This window comes from Verrucomicrobiia bacterium (assembly GCA_019634625.1).
Taxonomy (GTDB): domain Bacteria; phylum Verrucomicrobiota; class Verrucomicrobiia; order Limisphaerales; family CAIMTB01; genus CAIMTB01.
In genome coordinates, this window is sequence record JAHCBA010000014.1 from 115,422 (window position 1) to 133,878 (window position 18,457).

The following is an 18,457-nucleotide window of genomic DNA, read 5'->3' on the forward strand; positions in this document are numbered from 1 at the left end:
TCGCACCTCACCCACAACTCCGGGATGCACCGGCCCCACCCCCGCTTCGCGCTTCGCGATTCGCGATCCCCCATTCCCCATTCACGATTCGCCATCACTTGTTCAGGACCTCGTCGAGATTGAGCAACTGGTTGGCCACCATGGCCAGCGCCGCCACCGGAGCCGGCGCAAGCACCGGATTCCTCGGCGACTCCCCCACCCCGAGCAGCCGCAGCGCATCCTCCGGAACCGCTTCATAATGCTCCCGCATCCGGTCAAGCGTCTCCCGCACGATCGACCGCTCCGCGTCCGTCAGCCCCCGCAACAGCACCCTCGACGCCAGCGCGTCAATGGCCGCCTCCTCAATCCCCCGCGCATCCCACCAGGCCGCCTCGGCCAGCACGCGCGCCGCCTCGACAAACGTCGGATCGTTCAGCGTCGCCAGTGCCTGCAAAGGGGTGTTGGTCCGTTCCCGCCGCACCGAGCACACTTCACGGCTCGGCGCATTGAAGACCTCCATCGTCGCCGGAGGCGCCGCCCGCTTCCAGAAGGTGTACAGGGATCGGCGATACAGCGCCTCGCCCGAATCCTGCTCGTAATGGCGTGTGTTGCTCTCCGGCATCGCCACCGCCTCCCAGACGCCCACGGGCTGGTACGGTCGCACACTTGGCCCCCCCAACCGCGGCACCAGCAGTCCGCTGGTCGCCAGCGCATAGTCGCGGATCGCCTCGGCATCGAGACGAAACCTCGGACCCCGGCTGAGCAACCGGTTGTCGCGGTCGCGTTCGAGCTTCTCCGCCGTGACCACCGCCGACTGGCGATACGCGGCCGAGGTGACCATCAGCGTGAACAGGCGCTTCACGTCCCAGCCGCTCTCCCGGAATTCGACCGCCAGCCAGTCCAGCAGCTCCTGGTTCACTGGCGCCTCACCCACCGTCCCGAAATCCTCCGTCGTGCGTACAATCCCGGTGCCGAACACCTCCTGCCAGAACCGGTTCACCGTGACCCGCGCCAGCAACGGGTTCCCGGGCGACACCAGCCACTGCGCCAGACCCAGCCGGTTGCGCGGCGCCCCTTCCGGCATCGGCGGCAGGAACCCCGGCGTGTCCGCCGTAACCTCGTCCCCCGGCTTGTCGTACTCGCCCCTTCGCAGAATCCGCGCCGTCGGGACCGAATCCTCCCGCTCCTGCTGGATGTGGGTCACCGGACTGCGCCCCCGGATGCGGTCGCGCTCGCCCTTGAGCAGGGCCACCCGCCGCCCCGCCTCCGCCGTCGGACCATGCACCGCCACCCGGAAGGAATCCCGTACCGCCCCGGCTTCAGCCTCCCAGCGTCGAAGCTGAGCCTCGCGTTCGCGACGCACCTCCGCCTCCCGCTTCACCACCTCATCGCCCGCCGCCCCTTCCACGCCGCCGTCCGAACCCGCGCCCCCCGCCAGTTCCGCGCGCAACGCCTCGATCCCGGCCATCGTCGCCCCCCAGGCGCGACGCCGCATCTCCAGGGTCGGCGCCGCCGCAAGGGCCCGCACTTCGTACGGTTCCAGCGCCCGCCGGTGCAGCCGCAAATCCTGCACCGCGGCCCCGTCGAGGACGTGCTCCTTCTCCCGGCTCCCGACCCGCAACGGCAGATCCACCCGCACCGAACCCTCGAGCCGGTCCTGCTCCGCCCGCCCGTTCACACGCTCGCCGTCCAGATACAACCTCACCCCGGACGCCCGGCCGGACCCGTCATGGGACACCGTCACGAACTGCCACGCCCCGGGCCGCATCACCTCCTCCGCGCTCCGCACCTTCATCGCCACCTGCGGCCAGCGATGCACCACGTGCATCCCGAAGGTCCGCCGGTTGACGAATACATCCCATCCCCGGTGATGCCCCGCCGCATCCTTCATCCGCGCCACCACCGAACCTTCAACCCGCCCCTCCTCGGGAATCCACACCCACGCCGAGACGGTCCACGGATCGCCCGCCTCCCAGTCCCCCAGATCGCCCAGATCCACCGCCCGCTCCGCACCCAGAATCGCCCCCGGCCCGGCCGGCCCATCCTCGCGCCACCCCATCCCCTCCGCCAGCGCCACCCGCCGCACCTCCTCGCCAACCCGCAGTTCCGCGTCCCCCGCATGGGCCCGATCGAAACGCAACGCCACCGCTTCGTCCTCCAACCGGACCCCGTCCCCCTTCGACCCCTCCTCCCCGCCACCGTCACGAGCGTCGGCCGCCCAGGCGGCCAGGGCCTCGTCCGCATCGCCAAACAACGCCTCGTAAGCCGCTTCCGCCCGCCGGATCTCCTCCGGCAATTCCCGCCACCGCCGCCGATCGTCCTCCCCCTGCGGCACCACGATCGCCCCGTCACCCTCCCGCCAGTTCCGGTCAAACCCGGACTGACGCGTGTTCCGGTAGAACGCCGCCAGCGCGTAGAAATCGCGCGTCGTCATCGGGTCGAACTTGTGGTCATGACACGCGGCGCAATTCGCGGTCAGCCCCAGGAACACCCACCCCGTCGTTCCCACCCGGTCGCTCGCGTACAACGCCAGGTTCTCCTCCTCGATGGTGCCGCCCTCGTTCGTCGTGAGGTTGCACCGCTGAAAACCCGTCGCCACCCGCTGCTCCTCGGTCGGATCCTCCAGCAAATCGCCCGCCAACTGCTCCACCGTGAACCGGTCGAACGGCAGGTTCCGGTTGAACGCCCCGATCACCCAGTCCCGGTAGGGCCACATCTCCCGGTAATTGTCGAAGTGCAGCCCGTGGGTGTCCGCGTACCGCGCCGCATCCAGCCAGTACCGTCCCCGGTGCTCGCCCCAATGCGGCGACTCCAGCAACCGCTCGACGTACCGCTCATACGCATCCGGGGCCGAATCCGCCTCCAGCGCCTCCAGCTCCCCCGGAGCCGGCGGCAATCCCGTCAGATCCAGCGCCACCCGCCGCCCCAGTGTCCGAAGATCGGCCCCGGGATGCATCGCCAGTCCTTCCCCGGCCAACCGGGCCGCCACAAACGCGTCGATCGGGTTCCGGACATCGGTCCCCTCCGGCACCTCCGGCACCGAAGGGCGTACCGGCGCGGTGAACGCCCAGTGCTCCTCCCAGGGCGCCCCCTGCAAAATCCACGCCCGGATCCGCGCCTTCTCCTCCGGCTTGAGCGCCTTGAGCGAATCGGGCGGCGGCATGATGTCCGCCGCATCCTCCGTCTCGATCCGCTGCCATAACGGACTCGCCTCCGGATCGCCCGGCACCACCGAGGCGTCCCGTCGCCGCCCCCCCTCAAACACCCCCTCCCGCGTGTCCAACCGCAACCCCGCCTTGCGCGTCGCCGGGTCCGGCCCGTGACAGGCCAGGCAGTTCTCCACCAGGATCGGGCGGATGTCGCGGTCGAACCGGATCGCTTCCGCAGGGGCCACCGGCAGGCAGGCCAGCCAGCTCAGCGCGGCCACCGGGAACCATCCCAAAGCAAGCCCTCGCCCGAATGCCGAAAATGTCTTCATGGGGAGCAGTGCCCAAAGGGTAAGTCCACCCTCCCCGCCACCTCAATCCCGCATTCCAGAGTGGTCGCCGGTCGCCCCGCCCCTATACTGGACCGCAACACGATCTTCCCACCGCCATGAGCCACCGCGATTTCACCCGACGGGACTTCGTCCGGACCCTCTCGACCGCCACCCTCGGTGCCTTGTCCGCCGGCGCCCCCCGGGCCTGGGCTTCGGACGCCGCCAGCCCCGCCCTCCTTCCCGCCACCGCCGATTCGGTGGTGGTCCTCTGGATGGGCGGCGGCATGGCCCACACGGACACCTTCGATCCCAAGCGCTACACCCCGTTCGAGAAGGGCCTCGATCCCGCCCGCGTCCTGTCCACCTTCCCCTCCATCCCCACCCACGTGGATGGCATCCGCTTCACCGCCGGTCTCGAACGGATCGCCGGAGTGATGGATCGCGGCACCCTGATCCGCACCTACACCGCGGGCGATCTCGGCTTCATCCTCCATTCCCGCCACCAGTTCCACTGGCACACCGGCTACACACCGCCCCAGACGGTCGCCTGCCCCCACCTCGGCGCCGTCATCGCCCGCACCCTGGGCCCGAAAAACCCCGCCGTCCCCGCCTTCATCAACATCGGCCAACGCTTCGAAGTCGGGGAAGGCGAGGAACTCAAGGCCTTCACCACCGCCGGATTCCTCGGCTCCGAATACGGCCCCTTCAATGTCCCCTTCCCCGATGCCGCCAAGGACGTCGTCACCCCGCCCGGAGGCATGAGCCCGGACCGCTTCGCCAATCGGGACCGCTTCTACCGCCGCCTGCTCGAGGCTTCGCCGGTCGGCCAGCTCGGCTCCGGGTACCAGCGCGAATCGCTCCTCCGCTCCTTCGACAACGCCCATCGCCTCCTCAGTTCCCCCGCCGCCAGGGCCTTCGACCTCACCGAGGAAAGCCCCGAAACCGTCGCCCGCTACGTCCCCGGTGGCTGGGATTTCTCACGCCGCCTGGGCGGCGATTTCGTCCGCGACGGCAGCTACGAGGAACAAAACATCCAGCGCTTCGGACTCGGCTGCCTCCTCGCCCGGCGCCTCGTCGAGGTCGGTGCCCGCTTCATCGAGGTCAGCACCGAGTACATCCCCTTCCTCAACTGGGACACCCACGAGCACGGCCACGAGAAACTGGTGAACATGAAGAAGGCCATCGACGGCGCCGTGGCCCAACTGGTCCTCGACCTCGAAGAACGCGGCCTCCTCGACCGCACCCTCATCATCCTCGCCAGCGAATTCAGCCGCGACATGATGATGGAGGGTCGCCCCGGACAGCCTGTCCAGGACCAGGTCCCCGTGCCCGACCGCATCGAGTCCATGACCCACTACGGCATGCACCGCCATTTCACCGATGCCGGCTGCGTCCTGCTGTTCGGCGGCGGTCTCAAACGCGGCCATCTCCACGGCGAAACCTCCGACGAACGCCCCTGTTCCACCGTCCGCGACCGCGTGGTGATCGAGGATCTCCACGCCACCCTCTTCCGCGCCGTCGGCATCCCCGCCGACCTCGCCTACGAGGTCGAGAAACGCCCGTTCTACGTCACCCGCGACGGCGTCGGCAAACCCATCGGCAGCCTGTTCACCCGCACCATCTGACCCCGCGGAACCGCGCCCAATCTGTCGCTGACGAGTCAGCGATTCGGAGGGACGAGCTCCGCGAGTCCTCAACCCAACGCGCCACACCCATTCTCCCCCCTCCGTACTCGTATCGGGCTCCAGAAACCCGCAGGGTTTCCAGAGATTAGCCGGGGGTCGAACCCGGCTCCGCGGGTTCGTCCCCCGGTCTGAAGTCCCACCCCGCCCACGACCCCGCCAGGGGTCGCAGATCCCAGCGAATCGGAGGGACGAGCTCCGCGAGTCCTCAATCCAACGCCCCACCCCCTTTCTCCCTCCCCCGTACTCGTACTCAGCCCGAAGGGCGGTACTCGTCCTCGTCCTCGATCCCGCAGACACACCCCCTTCGAACCTCGCCTCATGGCTGCCCCAATGGGTTCACTCGTGCTCAGACCTGCCATTCCACGTGCGAACTGGGCTGGGCGAGTACGAGTACGATTAAGATTAAGATTAAGATTAAGAGTACGGGTACGAGGCCTGCCGCAAGACCCTGATGTGCACCCTCTCGAAGGGGGTTGGGTGAGGCGCACCGAGGCGGATCACCGCAGAACTCCCCGTGATCCCACGGATCCTGCGAGCTTCACCTTCCATCGGGCCCCAGAAACCCGCAGGGTTTCCAGAGATTAGCCGGGGGTCGAACCCGGCTCCGCGGGTTCGACCCCCGGTCAGAAGTCCCACCCCGCCCACGACCCCGCCAGGGGTCGCAGAATCCCCTCGGTGCAGGCTCTGAGTGGGCGATGCGGAGAACGCGAGGAGAGACGTCACCATGGCGTGCTCGTCAGGCTTGGCTGCGGCACCGGCCCGCACCCGCCCGTCTCCAACCCACGACCGTCCTCACAGCCGCTCGAAGGCGTGGTCCGCCAGCCACTGGTAGTCGCGACGCTGGGCGGCCGGCACTGCAAATGGAAGCATCGCCCCACCCTGCCTCGGCGCCTTGCGCGTCGCGACCTCCAACCACCGGTGGATCTCCGAATGGCCGTCTGCGAAGGTGAGCCCGCCTGCCCCATTGTGATACGAGGCCGGAAGGTCGCTCCATTGCGTCCCCGTCGGATTGTTGACGAACCACCCGTCATTGATGCTGTCCGGATGCTCGTCGAGAAAAACGAAGATGTTCGCTGGCGCCGTGATGTCGGTGAGCTTCAGGAACTGCTTGAATCCAGGAAACGGGCTCTGTCCGTTCGGCGTGAGATCGCCCCCGTGTCCGCACGCGGCATTCATCGCCATGCTCCGCACCCTCTTCGACCAGCCGCGCGCCCGCTGCGCCGCGCTCAACGCCGTGTCCGCCGGGCACTTGTACACCCCCACGGACCGCGCCGTATAAGGCGCCAGCTTGGCCTCGGTGATGAAGGCGAGGTTGGTGTTGTCCGGTTCCAATCCCCAGGTCATCACGTTGTTCACCCAGCTCCGCCGCTGGGCCATGGTCTGCGTGATCCCGTGGTTGTCCACCAACCGCTCCTCGTTGTCCCCCGCGTACAGGATCCACGCCAAACCCATCTGCTTCCCGTTGTTCAGGCAGGCGATCCCCTGCGCCTTGGTCTTCGCCTTCGACAACGCCGGCAACAGCATGCTCGCCAGAATCGCGATGATCGCGATCACCACCAGCAACTCGATCAGCGTGAATCCCTCCGCACCCCGCCTCAACCCCGGTTGTCCCTCCCCCGGCCCATCCCCGGACCCCCGTTCCCGCACGGACGAACTCCGCAACTCCGACGTTTCCAATCCCAACCCCTCACCCCGTCCTCGCCAGAGGCGTCCATCCCCTCCCTCTCCCAACTCATCGCCCATTCGCGGTCCATAGCGGTGGTTCATGATGCCCTCCAGTCTGCCCAACCCCCTCCCCCGGGCCAACCTTCTAAAGCGGCGCCCTCCGTTCCCCACATTCCCCGACTCGCCAGTCGCCACTCGCCCCCCAGCCCAGGACTTCGGGATTGCGCCCGCCCCGATTCATGCCCCGAATCGGCCCGTCCGACCGCACCATGACGCCCCGAACGTCCCTCGTCGCACTCCTCGTCGCCCTGTTCTTCGGGACGGGCTGTTCCATCCGTCAACTGGCCGTCAACCGCGTCGCCGACGCCCTGGCCGGCGGGACCGGCACGTTCGCCTCCGACAACGACCCCGAACTCGTCCGCGACGCCCTCCCCTTCAGCCTCAAACTGATGGAAAGCCTCCTCGCCGAGAGCCCCCGGCACGTTGGCCTGCTCACCGCCCTCGCCAGCGGCTTCACCCAGTACGGCTACGCCTTCATCGAACAGTCCGCCGATCGCATCGAGGATCACGACCTCGACCGCGCCCGTGAACTCCGCCTCCGCGCCCGCAACCTCTACCTCCGGGGCCGCGACTACGCCCTCCGCGGGATCGAGGCCCGGCATCCCGGCTTCACCCGCCGCCTCGATGCCAGTCCCGCCCATGCCGTGACGGTTGCCCGCAAGGAGGATGTCCCCCTCCTCTACTGGGCCGCCGCCTCCTGGGCCGCCGCCATCGCCCAGTCCAAGGACGACCCGGCCCTCGTCGGCGACCTGTCCCGGGTCGAAGCCCTGATCGATCGTGCCCTCGCCCTCGACCCGTCATGGAATCGCGGCGCGATTCATGCCCTCCTCGTTCCCTTCGAAATGAGCCGGGCCACCGGCGAAGGCGACCCGGTCCTCCGTGCCACCCGCCACTTCGATCGGGCCCTCGAGCTTGGCGAAGGCCGCCTGGCCGGCCCGCTGGTCTCCTATGCCGAGGCCGTCTGCATCCCCACCGAAGACCGCGCACGGTTCGAATCCCTCCTCCGCCAGGCGCTTGCCCTCGACGTCGATGCCGATCCATCCAGCCGCGTCGAGAACCTCGTCGTCCAGCGCCGTGCCGCCTGGCTCCTCCAACGGATCGACGAGTTGTTCTTGCCCCCGCTGGAGTAAGGCTGTTGGTTCGCGCCCCAAAACCGGTGTATCTCGTCCCGATGAATCGTCGCCAGTTCCTCCGCCATTCGGCCGTCGGCCTCGCCGCCACCCCCTGGGCCGTCCCATTCGTCGCCCGCGCCGCCGCCCGTCCCGAGTTCCGCCTCGCCATGGCCACCGTGGCCCCCCGCGGTTCGTCCTTCCACCAGTCCTTCCAGACCATGGCCCGCCAATGGCGCGATGCCTCCGGCGGCCGGGTGGACGTCACCCTCTACCCCGGCACCCAGGGCGGCGAACCGGCCATCGTCCGCCGCATGGGCATCCAGCAGCTCCAGGGCGCCATGCTCACCGCCGCCGGCATGGGCCTCATCGACAAGGCCCCCACCGCCCTCCAGCTCATCCCCATGGCCTTCCAATCCTGGGAGGAGGTCGATCACGTCCGCGATGCCATGCGTCCCCGCCTCGAACAGGCCTTCACCGACAAGGGCTACCAGGTCCTGTTCTGGGCCGACGCCGGCTGGGTCCGCTGGTTCACCCGTCGCCCCATCCTCCGCCCCGCCGATCTCAAACCGATGAAGATCTTCGCCGCCGCCGGCGACAACGACGCCATCGACATCATGCGGGCCTACTACGACCCCGTCCCGCTCGAACCCGACAAGATCTTCACCGCACTCACCACCGGCCTCATCGACGGCGTCCCGCTCCCCCCCTTCCTCGCCAATTTCACCCAGGTCGCCTCCGTCGCCCGTCACATGCTCGACCTCCGCTTCACTCCCGTCACCGGCGCCCTCCTCGTCTCCCGCCGCGCCTGGGAACGCATCCCCGCCGACCTCCGCACCCGCCTCGAATCCATCGCCGAGGAAACGGGAGCCGAAGTGCGTGCCCAGAGCCGCGCCGAAGATGACGCCGCCATCACCGCCATGCGCGACCGGCAGGGCCTCACCGTCCATCCCGTCACCCCCGATGTGGCAGCCGAATGGCGCCAGGTCATCGCCGAAGCCTACCCGCGCCTGCGCGGCCGCCTCGTGCCCGCCCCCCTCTTCGATGAGGTTCAACGCCTCCTCGGGACCTTCCGCACCGCCTCCGGCGCATGAGCGCCCCCGGATTCCAACCTCCCCCGGCCCCGGCTACCGGCGACCCGCCTCCCCCGGTCGCCGCCGCCAAAATCCGCCCGACAGCCCGCCTCGAGAACGGCGTCCTCGTGGTCCTCCTCGGCGGCATGCTCCTGCTCCCGGTCCTCGAATTGCTCCGGCGCCGCGGCCTGATCCCCTTCGGCATCCAAAGCCCCGAAGCCTGGCTCGGCCATTTCAACCTCCTCGTCGGTGTGGTCGGCGGCGCCATTGCCGCCCGGGAAGGTCGTCTCCTCGCCCTCTCCACCCTCCCCCAGTTCCTCCCGCAAAACTGGATGCGCCACACCGCGTCCCTCGTCGCCGGTCTCGTCGCCGCCGCCATCGCCGCCGCCCTCTGCCTCGCAAGCTGGCAGCTCACCGCCGCCGAAAAGCTCTCCGGTCGCACCCTCGCCTACGGGATCCCCGTCTGGATCCTGCTCGGCGCCCTCCCCCTTGGCTTCGCCGCCATCGCCCTGCGCCTGGCCTGGCGCGCCGGCCCCTCCTGGCCCTGGCGCACCGCAGCCTTCACGCTCGCCACCCTCCTCCTCGTCGCCGCCTGGAAACCTCCCGCCGACCCCGCCGCCCTCGTCGTCCCAGCCCTCCTCCTCCTCCTGCTCGCCGCCATCCTCGGCGCCCCCATCTTTGCCGTCCTCGGCGGCGCGGCGGTCATCCTGTTCTGGGGACGCGGCGACCCGCTCGCCTCCATTCCCCTCGATCACTACGAACAGGTGGTGAACCCCCTCCTCCCCATGGTGCCCCTCTTCACCCTCACGGGGTACTTCCTCGCGGAAAGCGGCGCCTCACGACGCCTGGTCCGCGTCTTCCTCGCCTGGTTCGGCTCCATCCGCGGCGGCCCGGCCATCGTCACCGCCCTGGTCTGCGCCTTCTTCACCACCTTCACCGGCGGCTCCGGCGTCACCATCCTCGCCCTCGGCGGCCTCCTCTACCCCATCCTCGTCGCCGCCCGCTACCGCGAACGGGATGCCCTCGGTCTCCTCACCGGCGCCGGTTCCCTCGGCATCCTCCTGCCCCCCTGCCTCCCCCTCATCCTCTACGCCATCGTCGCCAACGTCCCCATCACCCAGCTCTTCCTCGCCGGCTTGCTGCCAGGTCTCTTCATGGTCGGACTCGCCTCCGCCTGGGGCGTCTATGCCGGACCCCGCCTCACCACCGCCGAACGCCGCTTCAACCTCCACGAAGCCCTCGCCGCCTCCTGGGCTGCCAAATGGGAACTCCTCCTGCCGTTCGTGGCCTTCGCCGGCCTCTTCTTCTGCCTCCCCGCCGAAGCCGCCGCCCTCACCGCCCTCTACGCCCTCCTCACCCAGACCCTCCTCCATCGCGACCTCCACTGGCGCCGCGATGTGCCGCGCGTCATGACCGAATGCGGCCTCCTCGTCGGCGGCGTCCTCCTCATCCTCGGCGTCGCCATGGGCTTCACCAACTTCCTCATCACCGCCCAGGTCCCCGATCACGCCGCCGACTGGGTCCAGGCCGCCATCCGTTCCCCCTGGGTCTTCCTCCTCGCCCTCAATCTCTTCCTCATCCTCGTGGGCTGCCTCATGGACATCTACGCCGCCATCGTCGTCGTCGTGCCCCTGATCGTTCCCATCGGACTGGCCTTCGGCCTCGACCCCCTCCACCTCGGAATCCTCTTCATGGCCAATCTCCAGCTCGGTTACCTCACCCCGCCCGTCGGCATGAACCTCTTCCTCGCCTCCTACCGCTTCGGCAAACCCCTCCCCGAAGTCATCCGCGCCACCTTCCCCATGCTCCTCATCCTCGGCGCCGGCGTCCTCGTCATCACCTACCTCCCCGCCCTCACCACCTGGCTCCCTCGCCTGTTCAGCCGCTGACCTCCCCGGCCCTCCCCGCCGGACCCCACCGCCCAATCCCCGGCAACGCCGCATACAACAGCCGGTGATACCAGCGACGCGGAAGCCACCGCCGCAGCTTGGCAAACACCCACGCATCCGGCGTCGCACTCACCCGCAACGGCGGGTCCCGCCGTTCCATCACCCGCTCGATCACCCGCGCCACCTCCTCCGGCGACGACCACGCCCGACGCATCCAGCGCTCGATGAACCCGTGCATCTCCCGGTAATGCGCATGGTACGGATCCCCCTCCTCATCCCGCCCATGCCTCGCCTGCCGCGTGAACCGCGTCCGCGTAAACGAATCGGACCGCACAAACCCCGGCTGCACCAGCGTCACCCGGATCCCCCACGGCCGCACCTCGTACCACAACGCCTCGAACGCCCCCTCCAGCGCAAACTTCGACGCGCTGTACAAGGCCATCGTCGGCATCGCCATCATCCCCCCCACCGACGACACCGAAACAATCCGCCCCGCCCGCCTCGCCCGCATCGCCGGCAACACCAGCCTCGCCAGCTCGGCCGGCCCCCGGAAATTCACCCGCATCTGCTCCAGCCACTCCCCCTCGTTCACATGCTCGAGCACCGACCGGAAGGCGATGCCCGCGTTGTTCACCAGCACGTCCACACCCCCCAACTCCCGGTCCACCTCCTCGACCACCCGGCGTCTCTGCCCCCCGTCCGTGACATCCATCGCCCGGATCCACAGCCGCGCCCCCTCCCGCACGCCGGCCTCCTCAAACCGCCCCAGCGATTCCTCCCGCGCCGTCGCCACCAGGTGATGCCGCCCCCCCGCCATCAACCGCCGTGTCAGCGCCAGCCCAAGCCCCGCCCCCGCCCCGGTGATCAGCACCACCGGGACCCGACGACTCCCACCCTCCGGTGCCTCCGTGCTCATGGCGCCCTCCCCGCCTCGATCCAACCGAACCCGATCCCCAACCCCATCAACACCGCCACCCAGCACGCCGCCGCCACATCGTCCGCCACAATGCCCCACCCTCCGGGCCACCGTTGCAACCACCCCACCGGCCACGGCTTGGCAATGTCGAACACCCGGAACAGCCCGAACCCCAGCGCCAGCCACCACCACGGCGCCCAACCCCACCACGCCGCCACTCCGGGAAACGCCCCCCAACCCGCCAGCAAGGGCACAAAACACAGCGGCACAGCCACAATCTCATCCAGCACCACCGACCCCGGATCGTGCCGGCCCAGCACCCGTTCCGCACGCCCGCACACCCACACCGCCGCCCCGATCGCCCCCGCACACCCCGCCGCAAACACCCACGCCCGCCCCGGCACCAGCAGCAGCAGAAACCACCCCACCCCCAGCAGCGAACCCCACGTCCCCGGCGCCACCCGCAATCGCCCCACCCCGAATCCCTCGGCCACCCAAACCCACCACCTGTCCGGGCGCCCGTTCACACGTCGCTCAAATACACCGACCGGTTTCGCCACAGATACACGCTCCCCGACAACACCGTCAGCCCCACCGCCATCCACTTCGCAGCCTCCGTGAACCACCCCACCCAAGGCGTCACGATCGCAAACTCGAAAAAGGCCCGCGCCCACGCCCCCCATGTCGGATACGCCATCGAGGTCAGAATCGCGCTGATGCACACGATCTGCGACACGGTCTTGTGCTTCCCGAACCCCTCCGCCGCCAGCACCAGGTTCTGCGAGGCCGCCAGCAGCCGCAGCCCCGTGATCGCCAGTTCCCGCGCCACAATCACAATCACCATCCACGCCGGCATCCAGTCCAGTTCCACAAACGCAATGAATGCCGAACACACGAGAATCTTGTCCGCCAGGGGATCCATCAGAATCCCGAAATTCGTGATCAGCCCCTGCCTCCGCGCAATCTCTCCATCCAGATAGTCCGTCACGCTCGCCGCCACAAACAACCCCAGCGCCACCGTCTCATGCAGCGGAAATCGCGCCAGAAGCGCCCCCAAGAACAGCACCGTCAACACCAGCCGCGACAAGGTCAGACGATTCGGCAGATTCATCGGCAACAACAACCCTCGAATGCCCAGTCGTTGTCCGGGTTTTCACGCCCCGATGCAAGCGCCCTGCCATTCCCGCCTCCCAATTCAGGGCATCCCCAGTCGATCGCAGGGACGACCTCCGCGAGTCCTCAACAATCGCCTTGAGCCCGCCCCCGTCCCGTCCCAACGATGCGCCCCTCGCATGAAGCCGCTGGTCCTTGCCCTTGCCCTCTGCCTGCTCGCCGTCGTCCCCGCCCGCGCGGCCGATACCCTCGCCGCCCTCGTCCGCATCCTCGGCGGCACCCCCCAACCCCAGCTCCAGCTCGATATCCTCCGCGGCCTCCGCGACGCCACCCAGGGCCGACCCGAACTTCCCATGCCCGATGGCTGGGAAGCCATCGAAGCCCGCCTCGCCCGCAGTGACGTCCCCGAAATCCGTTCCCTCTCCCGTTCCCTCGGCCTCACCTTCGGCTCCGCCTCCGCCCGTCTGGCCCTGCGCGTCACCCTCCAGGATCGCTCCGTCGATCCCGCCCAACGCCAGGAAGCCCTCCGTGCCCTCCTCGGCGTCCGTGACCCCGAACTTCCCCCCGTCCTTCGCGCCCTCCTCACCGATCCCGCCGTCCGTGCCGCCGCCGTCCGTGCCCTCGCCACCTTCGAGGATCCCCAGGCCGCCCCCGCCCTCCTCGCCGTCTATCCGTCCCTCTCCCCCGGCGAACGTCGCGACGCCCTCAACACCCTCGCCGCCCGCGCCACCTCCGCCCGGATCCTCCTCGACGCCGTCGCCGAAGGCACCGTCTCCCCGCGCGACATCACCGCCGAAATCCTCCGCCAGCTCCGCAGCCTCAAGGACGATTCCATCGACACCGCCCTCACCCGCGTGTACGGACCCGTCCGCGACGTCGCCGCCGACAAGCAGGCCGAAATCGAACGCTACCGGCGCATCTACCGCGCCGGCGGCTCCACCCCCGGCGACGCCCTCCGCGGCCGCGTCGTCTATGCCCGCCTCTGCCAGCAATGCCATGTCCTCTTCGATTCCGGCGGCAAGGTCGGACCCGACCTCACCGGCTCCGCCCGCAACGACCTCGAATACGTCCTCCAGAACATCATCGATCCCAACGCCGTCATCCCCAACGAATACCTCGCCTCCACCTTCGAACTCCGCGACGGCCGCGTGGTCACCGGACTCGTCCAGCGCCAGGACGACCGCACCCTCACCGTCGCCACCGCCACCGAAACCCTCACCCTTCCCCGCGCCGACATCGTGGACACCTTCCTCAGCCAGCTCTCCATGATGCCCGAAGGCCTCATCGATTCCCTCGCCGACCAGGAGTTCCGCGACCTCATCTACTACCTCGGCCGGCCCGGTCAGGTCCCCCTCCTCGCCACCCCCGAAACCGCCCCGCTCTTCTTCAACGGACGCGACCTCGAACTCTGGGACGGCGACGACTCCCACTGGCGCGTCGAAGAAGGCCAGCTCGTCGGCCGTGCTCACGCCTCCCACCCGGCCCCCGATTTCCTTCGCAGCGAAATGATCGCCTCCGACTTCGTCCTCCGCCTCCAGTTCCAACTCCAACCCGACGCCGCCGACGCCGCCATCCTCTTCCGCGCCGAATCCACACCCGACGGCGGCGCCACCGGCTACCGCCTCCAGCTCGGTTCCCGGAACTTCGGCCGGCTCACCCTCACCGGCAGCCCCGCTCCAGCCCAACTCCACCCCGCCCACGCCCGGCCAGCCCTCCGGCCCTGGAATACCCTCGAAATCCGCTCCCACGGCAACCGCCTCCACATCGCTCTCAACGGCCAGCCCCACGCCGACCTCGAATCCCCGGCCGGACCACGCCAGGGCCTGGTCGCCTTCGAACTTCCTCCCGCCGCCGCCGAACTCCGCCTCAAGGACCTCGCCCTCGAACCCGCCCCCCCCCACGCCCTGACCCCTGACCCCTGACCCCTGACCCCTGACCCCTTACCACTTACCACTTACCACTTACCCCCCTCCCCCCCACCCGCCGCCACGCCCATCGGAGTCGTCGCCGCGTCCGCAACGTCACCTTGCCGGCTTCGCCCAGCCGCAACCCCTCCACCCAGACAATCCCCCCGCCCGCCGCCTCCAACAGCACCCGGTCTCGCCGTTCTCCCGGTGCCACCCGCGCGTTGGTGAACAGATCCTGCAACTTCGCCGCCGCCCCCAGCCCGATCGGTTGAAACCGGTCCCCCGGACGCCAGTACCGCAAGCGCGCCCCGTCCCCCACCGCATCCGCATCCAAATACTCCCCCCCCCCCACCCGACCCGGCACCCCCTCCGTCCCCGCCACCCGATCCACCTGCCACGCCACCTCCACCCCCCCGAACCGGATCGCCCCCGCTTCCGACCCCAACTCGATCCCGCACGACTCCATCCGAAACCCCTCCTCCAGAACGCCCGCATCCCCCGCCACCACCCGCCCTCCCGCCTCCCGTCTCACCCGCCGCCCCGCATCCACCTGGATCGGCGTGTCCGACACAGTCCGCAACGCCTCGATCAACTCGAACCCCGGCGCCACCCCCAACCCCTCCAACTGCAGCCGCACCGCATCCCGCTGCACCGCCACCGCCAGATCCTCGAAACGGCACGTTGCCGGATCCCCCAGCCATTCCCGCGCCCCCCGCTCCACCCACTCCGCCTGGGCCCGCAATACCTCCTGCCCGCGTCCCAGCACCCGTCCCAGCGCCGGCTGGAACCGCTCCCGCAATAAAGGAATCAACTCGTGCCGGATCCGGTTCCGCCAGATGTCCGTCCCCCTGTTCGATCCGTCCTCCCCCCAACCCACCCCAAGCTCCCCCGCCGCCGCCCGGATCGCCTCCCGCGTGAACCCGAGAAACGGTCGCACCACCCAGAGGCCCCGATCCGACGGAGACCGGTCCACCGCCCGCATCCCCCCCAACCCCCGGCCCCCTGCGCCTCGCAACAACCGCAGCAGGAACAGCTCGACCTGATCGTCCGCGTGATGTCCCAACGCGATCCGTTCGCACCCCTCCCCCCGCGCCACCTCCGCCAGATACCCATGACGCAACCGCCGGGCCGCCATCTCCATCGACTCCCCGCGCGACGCCTGCTCCTCCACCGACACCCGCCCCAACCGGAACGGCAACCCCAGATCCGCCGCCCCCGCCCGGACCCGTTCCGCATCGTCATCCGCCTCCGCCCCCCTCAAACCGTGATGGACATGCGCCACCACCAACCGCCACCCGCGCCCCGGAGCCAGCACCGCCAGCGTCCGCAACAGCACCATCGAATCGCACCCCCCCGAAACCCCCACCACCACCCCGGCCCCCGTTGGAATCCATCCCCCGCCCTCGATCGCTCCCGCCACGCTCGCAATCCACTCATCCATGCCCCCTCCACTCTGCCCCCCTCCCCCTCCCCCGCCAGCCAAAACCCTCCCCTCCCACGACTCGTACTCAGCCCGAAGGGCGCTTCTCGTACTCGTCCTTGATCCCGCAGGTGCACCCTTTCGAGCGTTGCCTCGTGGCGGGTGCGATCGATTCGATCTTGCCCGGACCTCCAGTTCCGCGTGCGAACTGGCTCTCAGCTCTCAGCTCTCAGCTCTCAGGTCTCAGGTCTCAGGTCTCAGGTCTCAGGTCTCAGGTCTCAGGTCTCAGCCTGCCACTCTCTCACACCCCCATCCGCTCGAATCCCTCCTCGATCGTGGCCGTGTCCTGGATCTGGGCCAATCGCGCGTACAAGCCACCCTCCGCCAGCAACGACTCGTGCGTGCCCCGCTCCACAATCTCGCCCCCGCGCAGCACGAGGATCTGATCGGCCCGCCGGATGGTGCTCAATCGATGCGCGATCACGAAGCTCGTCCGCCCCGCCATCAACCGCTGCAGCGCCTCCTGGATCAGCCTCTCCGTCTGCGTGTCCACGCTGGCCGTCGCCTCGTCCAGGATCAGAATCGGGGCGTTCTTCAACAGCGCCCGCGCAATGCTGATGCGCTGCTTCTCCCCAACGCTCAACTTCACCCCCCGCTCCCCCACCCGGCTGTCGTACCCCTCCGGCAGACGCACAATGAAGTCGTGGCAGTTGGCGGCCCGCGCCGCCGCGATCATCTCCGATTCCTCCGCCTCCAACCGCCCGTACAGGATGTTCTCCCTCAAGGTCCCGTTGAACAGAAACGGCTCCTGCGCCACCACGCTGATGTTCCCACGAAGCGACTCCAGCGCCACCTCCCGAATGTCCTGCCCGTCAATCTCGATCCGCCCGCCCGTCGCCTCGTAAAATCCCGGCAGCAGATTCACCAGCGTGGACTTCCCCGCCCCCGTCGGCCCCACCAGCGCCACCATCTCCCCCGACCGTGCCCGCAATTCGATGCCCCGCAGAATCGAGCGTCCCCCCGCATAGTGAAACGACACCCCCTCATACCGGACGTCACCCCGCACCGGCTCCCGCAGTTGCCCGGTCCGGTCCGCCCGTTCGACCTCGGCATCCAGGATGTCGAAAACCCGCGCCGCCGCCGCCCGCGCCGCCTGCAACATCTGGTTCAGCGCGTGCAACCGCCCGATCGGTTCGTAGAAGAACATCCCCGCATACAGCATGAAGGCCACCAATTCCCCCACCTCCATCCGCCCCGCCATCACCTGCGCCCCGCCCACCCACAAAATCAGCCCGATCCCCAGCGCCCCCACAAACTGCATCGCCGGCGAATACCATGCCCATGCCCGCATCACCACCAGCGTCCCCTCCCTCAAGTCGTCCGCCCGCTCCGCAAACCGCCGGTCCTCGTGGACCTGCCGCCCGAAGGCCTTGATCTGCCGGATGCCCTGCAGGTTGTCCATCAACAGCGCATTCATGGCCGACGCCGCCTCGCGCTGTCGCCGGTAACGCCGGTGCGCCGTGATCGTGTACCACAGGGCGCCCCCCACCAGAAATGGCAGCGGTATCAGCGCCACCGCGCCCAGCATCGGGCTCGCCGCAAACATGAACACCAGCGCCCCCGCAATGCTCAGCAACGCCACCGTCCCCTGCTCCGTCCCGTCAATCAGCAGCCGCTCGACGTTGTTCACGTCCTCGATCACCCGCGTCATCAAATCCCCCGACGCCCGCGGATCAAACCACGCCACCGGCAACCGCTGCATCCGCGCATACACATCCCGCCGCATGTCGAAGATCACGTTCTGCTCAAGCCGGTTGTTCACCCGGATCCGCAGCACGTTGAACACCTCCCGCAGGAAAAATGCCGCCAGCAGCGCCGATGCCGCCGGCGCCAGCAGCCCTGACTCGCGCCGGCTGATCACGTCGTCGATCAGCACCCGGGTCAGCTTGGGATAAAGCATCCCGCACGCCAGCGACAGGATGGCAAACGAGATCGTCGCCACCGCCAGTCTCCGGTACGGCCGAAGATAGCGGGCCACCCGGACGATCACCTCCCAGGCCCCGCGCGGTTGCGATCGGAACGACGGATCGGTATGGGCCCCGTGTGCGGAACGCGACATGGCCGGTCAGCCTTCCCTCCGCCCCACCCCACGGTTCGCCTTCC

The 18,457-nt window shown here is 68.9% G+C and carries 12 protein-coding genes; 5 read left to right on the forward strand and 7 right to left on the reverse strand.

Going from position 1 to position 18,457, the window contains the following annotated elements; all coding sequences use genetic code 11:
- Positions 1-94: 94 nt before the first annotated feature.
- Positions 95-3,457, reverse strand: coding sequence for a DUF1553 domain-containing protein (locus KF833_10705; GenBank protein MBX3745765.1), 3,363 nt, complete (start codon positions 3,455-3,457; stop codon positions 95-97).
- Between the two features lie 116 nt (positions 3,458-3,573).
- Here KF833_10705 and KF833_10710 point away from each other — a divergent pair, with 116 nt between their 5' ends.
- The gene (locus KF833_10710) at positions 3,574-5,082 is read left to right on the forward strand and encodes a DUF1501 domain-containing protein (protein MBX3745766.1); all 1,509 of its coding nucleotides are present in this window, start codon (positions 3,574-3,576) and stop codon (positions 5,080-5,082) included.
- An 852-nt stretch (positions 5,083-5,934) separates the two neighbouring features.
- Here the strand turns inward: KF833_10710 and KF833_10715 are convergent.
- A complete protein-coding gene (locus KF833_10715) occupies positions 5,935-6,909 on the reverse strand; it encodes a type II secretion system protein (GenBank protein ID MBX3745767.1) in 975 nt (324 codons plus the stop codon).
- A gap of 167 nt (positions 6,910-7,076) precedes the next feature.
- Between KF833_10715 and KF833_10720 the strand changes: the two genes are divergently transcribed.
- From KF833_10720 to KF833_10730, 3 genes are read left to right on the forward strand one after another with little or no spacing between them, the layout of a single operon-like run.
- On the forward strand, positions 7,077-7,997 hold the full coding sequence (locus KF833_10720) for a TRAP transporter TatT component family protein (GenBank protein ID MBX3745768.1): 921 nt from the start codon (positions 7,077-7,079) through the stop codon (positions 7,995-7,997).
- A gap of 41 nt (positions 7,998-8,038) precedes the next feature.
- Positions 8,039-9,070, forward strand: coding sequence for a TRAP transporter substrate-binding protein DctP (gene dctP, locus KF833_10725; protein MBX3745769.1), 1,032 nt, complete (start codon positions 8,039-8,041; stop codon positions 9,068-9,070).
- Positions 9,067-10,938 carry a TRAP transporter large permease subunit gene (locus KF833_10730; GenBank protein ID MBX3745770.1) on the forward strand — a complete coding sequence of 624 codons (1,872 nt, stop codon included), beginning with the start codon at positions 9,067-9,069 and terminating at the stop codon, positions 10,936-10,938. The genes dctP and KF833_10730 overlap by 4 nt, the downstream gene beginning before the upstream one ends.
- Here KF833_10730 and KF833_10735 read toward each other — a convergent pair.
- From KF833_10735 to pgsA, 3 genes are read right to left on the reverse strand one after another with little or no spacing between them, the layout of a single operon-like run.
- Positions 10,928-11,812 (reverse strand): SDR family NAD(P)-dependent oxidoreductase, encoded by an 885-nt coding sequence (locus KF833_10735; GenBank protein ID MBX3745771.1) that lies wholly within the window; start codon positions 11,810-11,812, stop codon positions 10,928-10,930. The two genes, KF833_10730 and KF833_10735, sit on opposite strands and share 11 nt — an antisense overlap.
- 38 nt (positions 11,813-11,850) lie before the next feature.
- The gene (locus tag KF833_10740) at positions 11,851-12,381 is read right to left on the reverse strand and encodes a phosphatidylglycerophosphatase A (GenBank protein ID MBX3745772.1); all 531 of its coding nucleotides are present in this window, start codon (positions 12,379-12,381) and stop codon (positions 11,851-11,853) included.
- Entirely contained in the window at positions 12,378-12,965 is a 588-nt protein-coding gene (gene pgsA / locus KF833_10745) for a CDP-diacylglycerol--glycerol-3-phosphate 3-phosphatidyltransferase (GenBank protein ID MBX3745773.1), read from the reverse strand. Before pgsA ends, KF833_10740 begins: the two co-directional genes overlap by 4 nt.
- A 181-nt stretch (positions 12,966-13,146) precedes the next feature.
- On the opposite strand from pgsA, the gene KF833_10750 reads away from it, so the two are divergent.
- Entirely contained in the window at positions 13,147-14,889 is a 1,743-nt protein-coding gene (locus KF833_10750; protein ID MBX3745774.1) for a DUF1080 domain-containing protein, read from the forward strand.
- A gap of 25 nt (positions 14,890-14,914) precedes the next feature.
- On the opposite strand, the gene tilS is transcribed toward KF833_10750, so the two are convergent.
- Together tilS and KF833_10760 are read right to left on the reverse strand one after the other, a co-directional pair.
- Entirely contained in the window at positions 14,915-16,315 is a 1,401-nt protein-coding gene (gene tilS / locus KF833_10755) for a tRNA lysidine(34) synthetase TilS (GenBank protein ID MBX3745775.1), read from the reverse strand.
- Positions 16,316-16,595: 280 nt separating this feature from the next.
- On the reverse strand, positions 16,596-18,413 hold the full coding sequence (locus tag KF833_10760) for an ABC transporter ATP-binding protein (GenBank protein ID MBX3745776.1): 1,818 nt from the start codon (positions 18,411-18,413) through the stop codon (positions 16,596-16,598).
- Positions 18,414-18,457 lie beyond the last annotated feature (44 nt).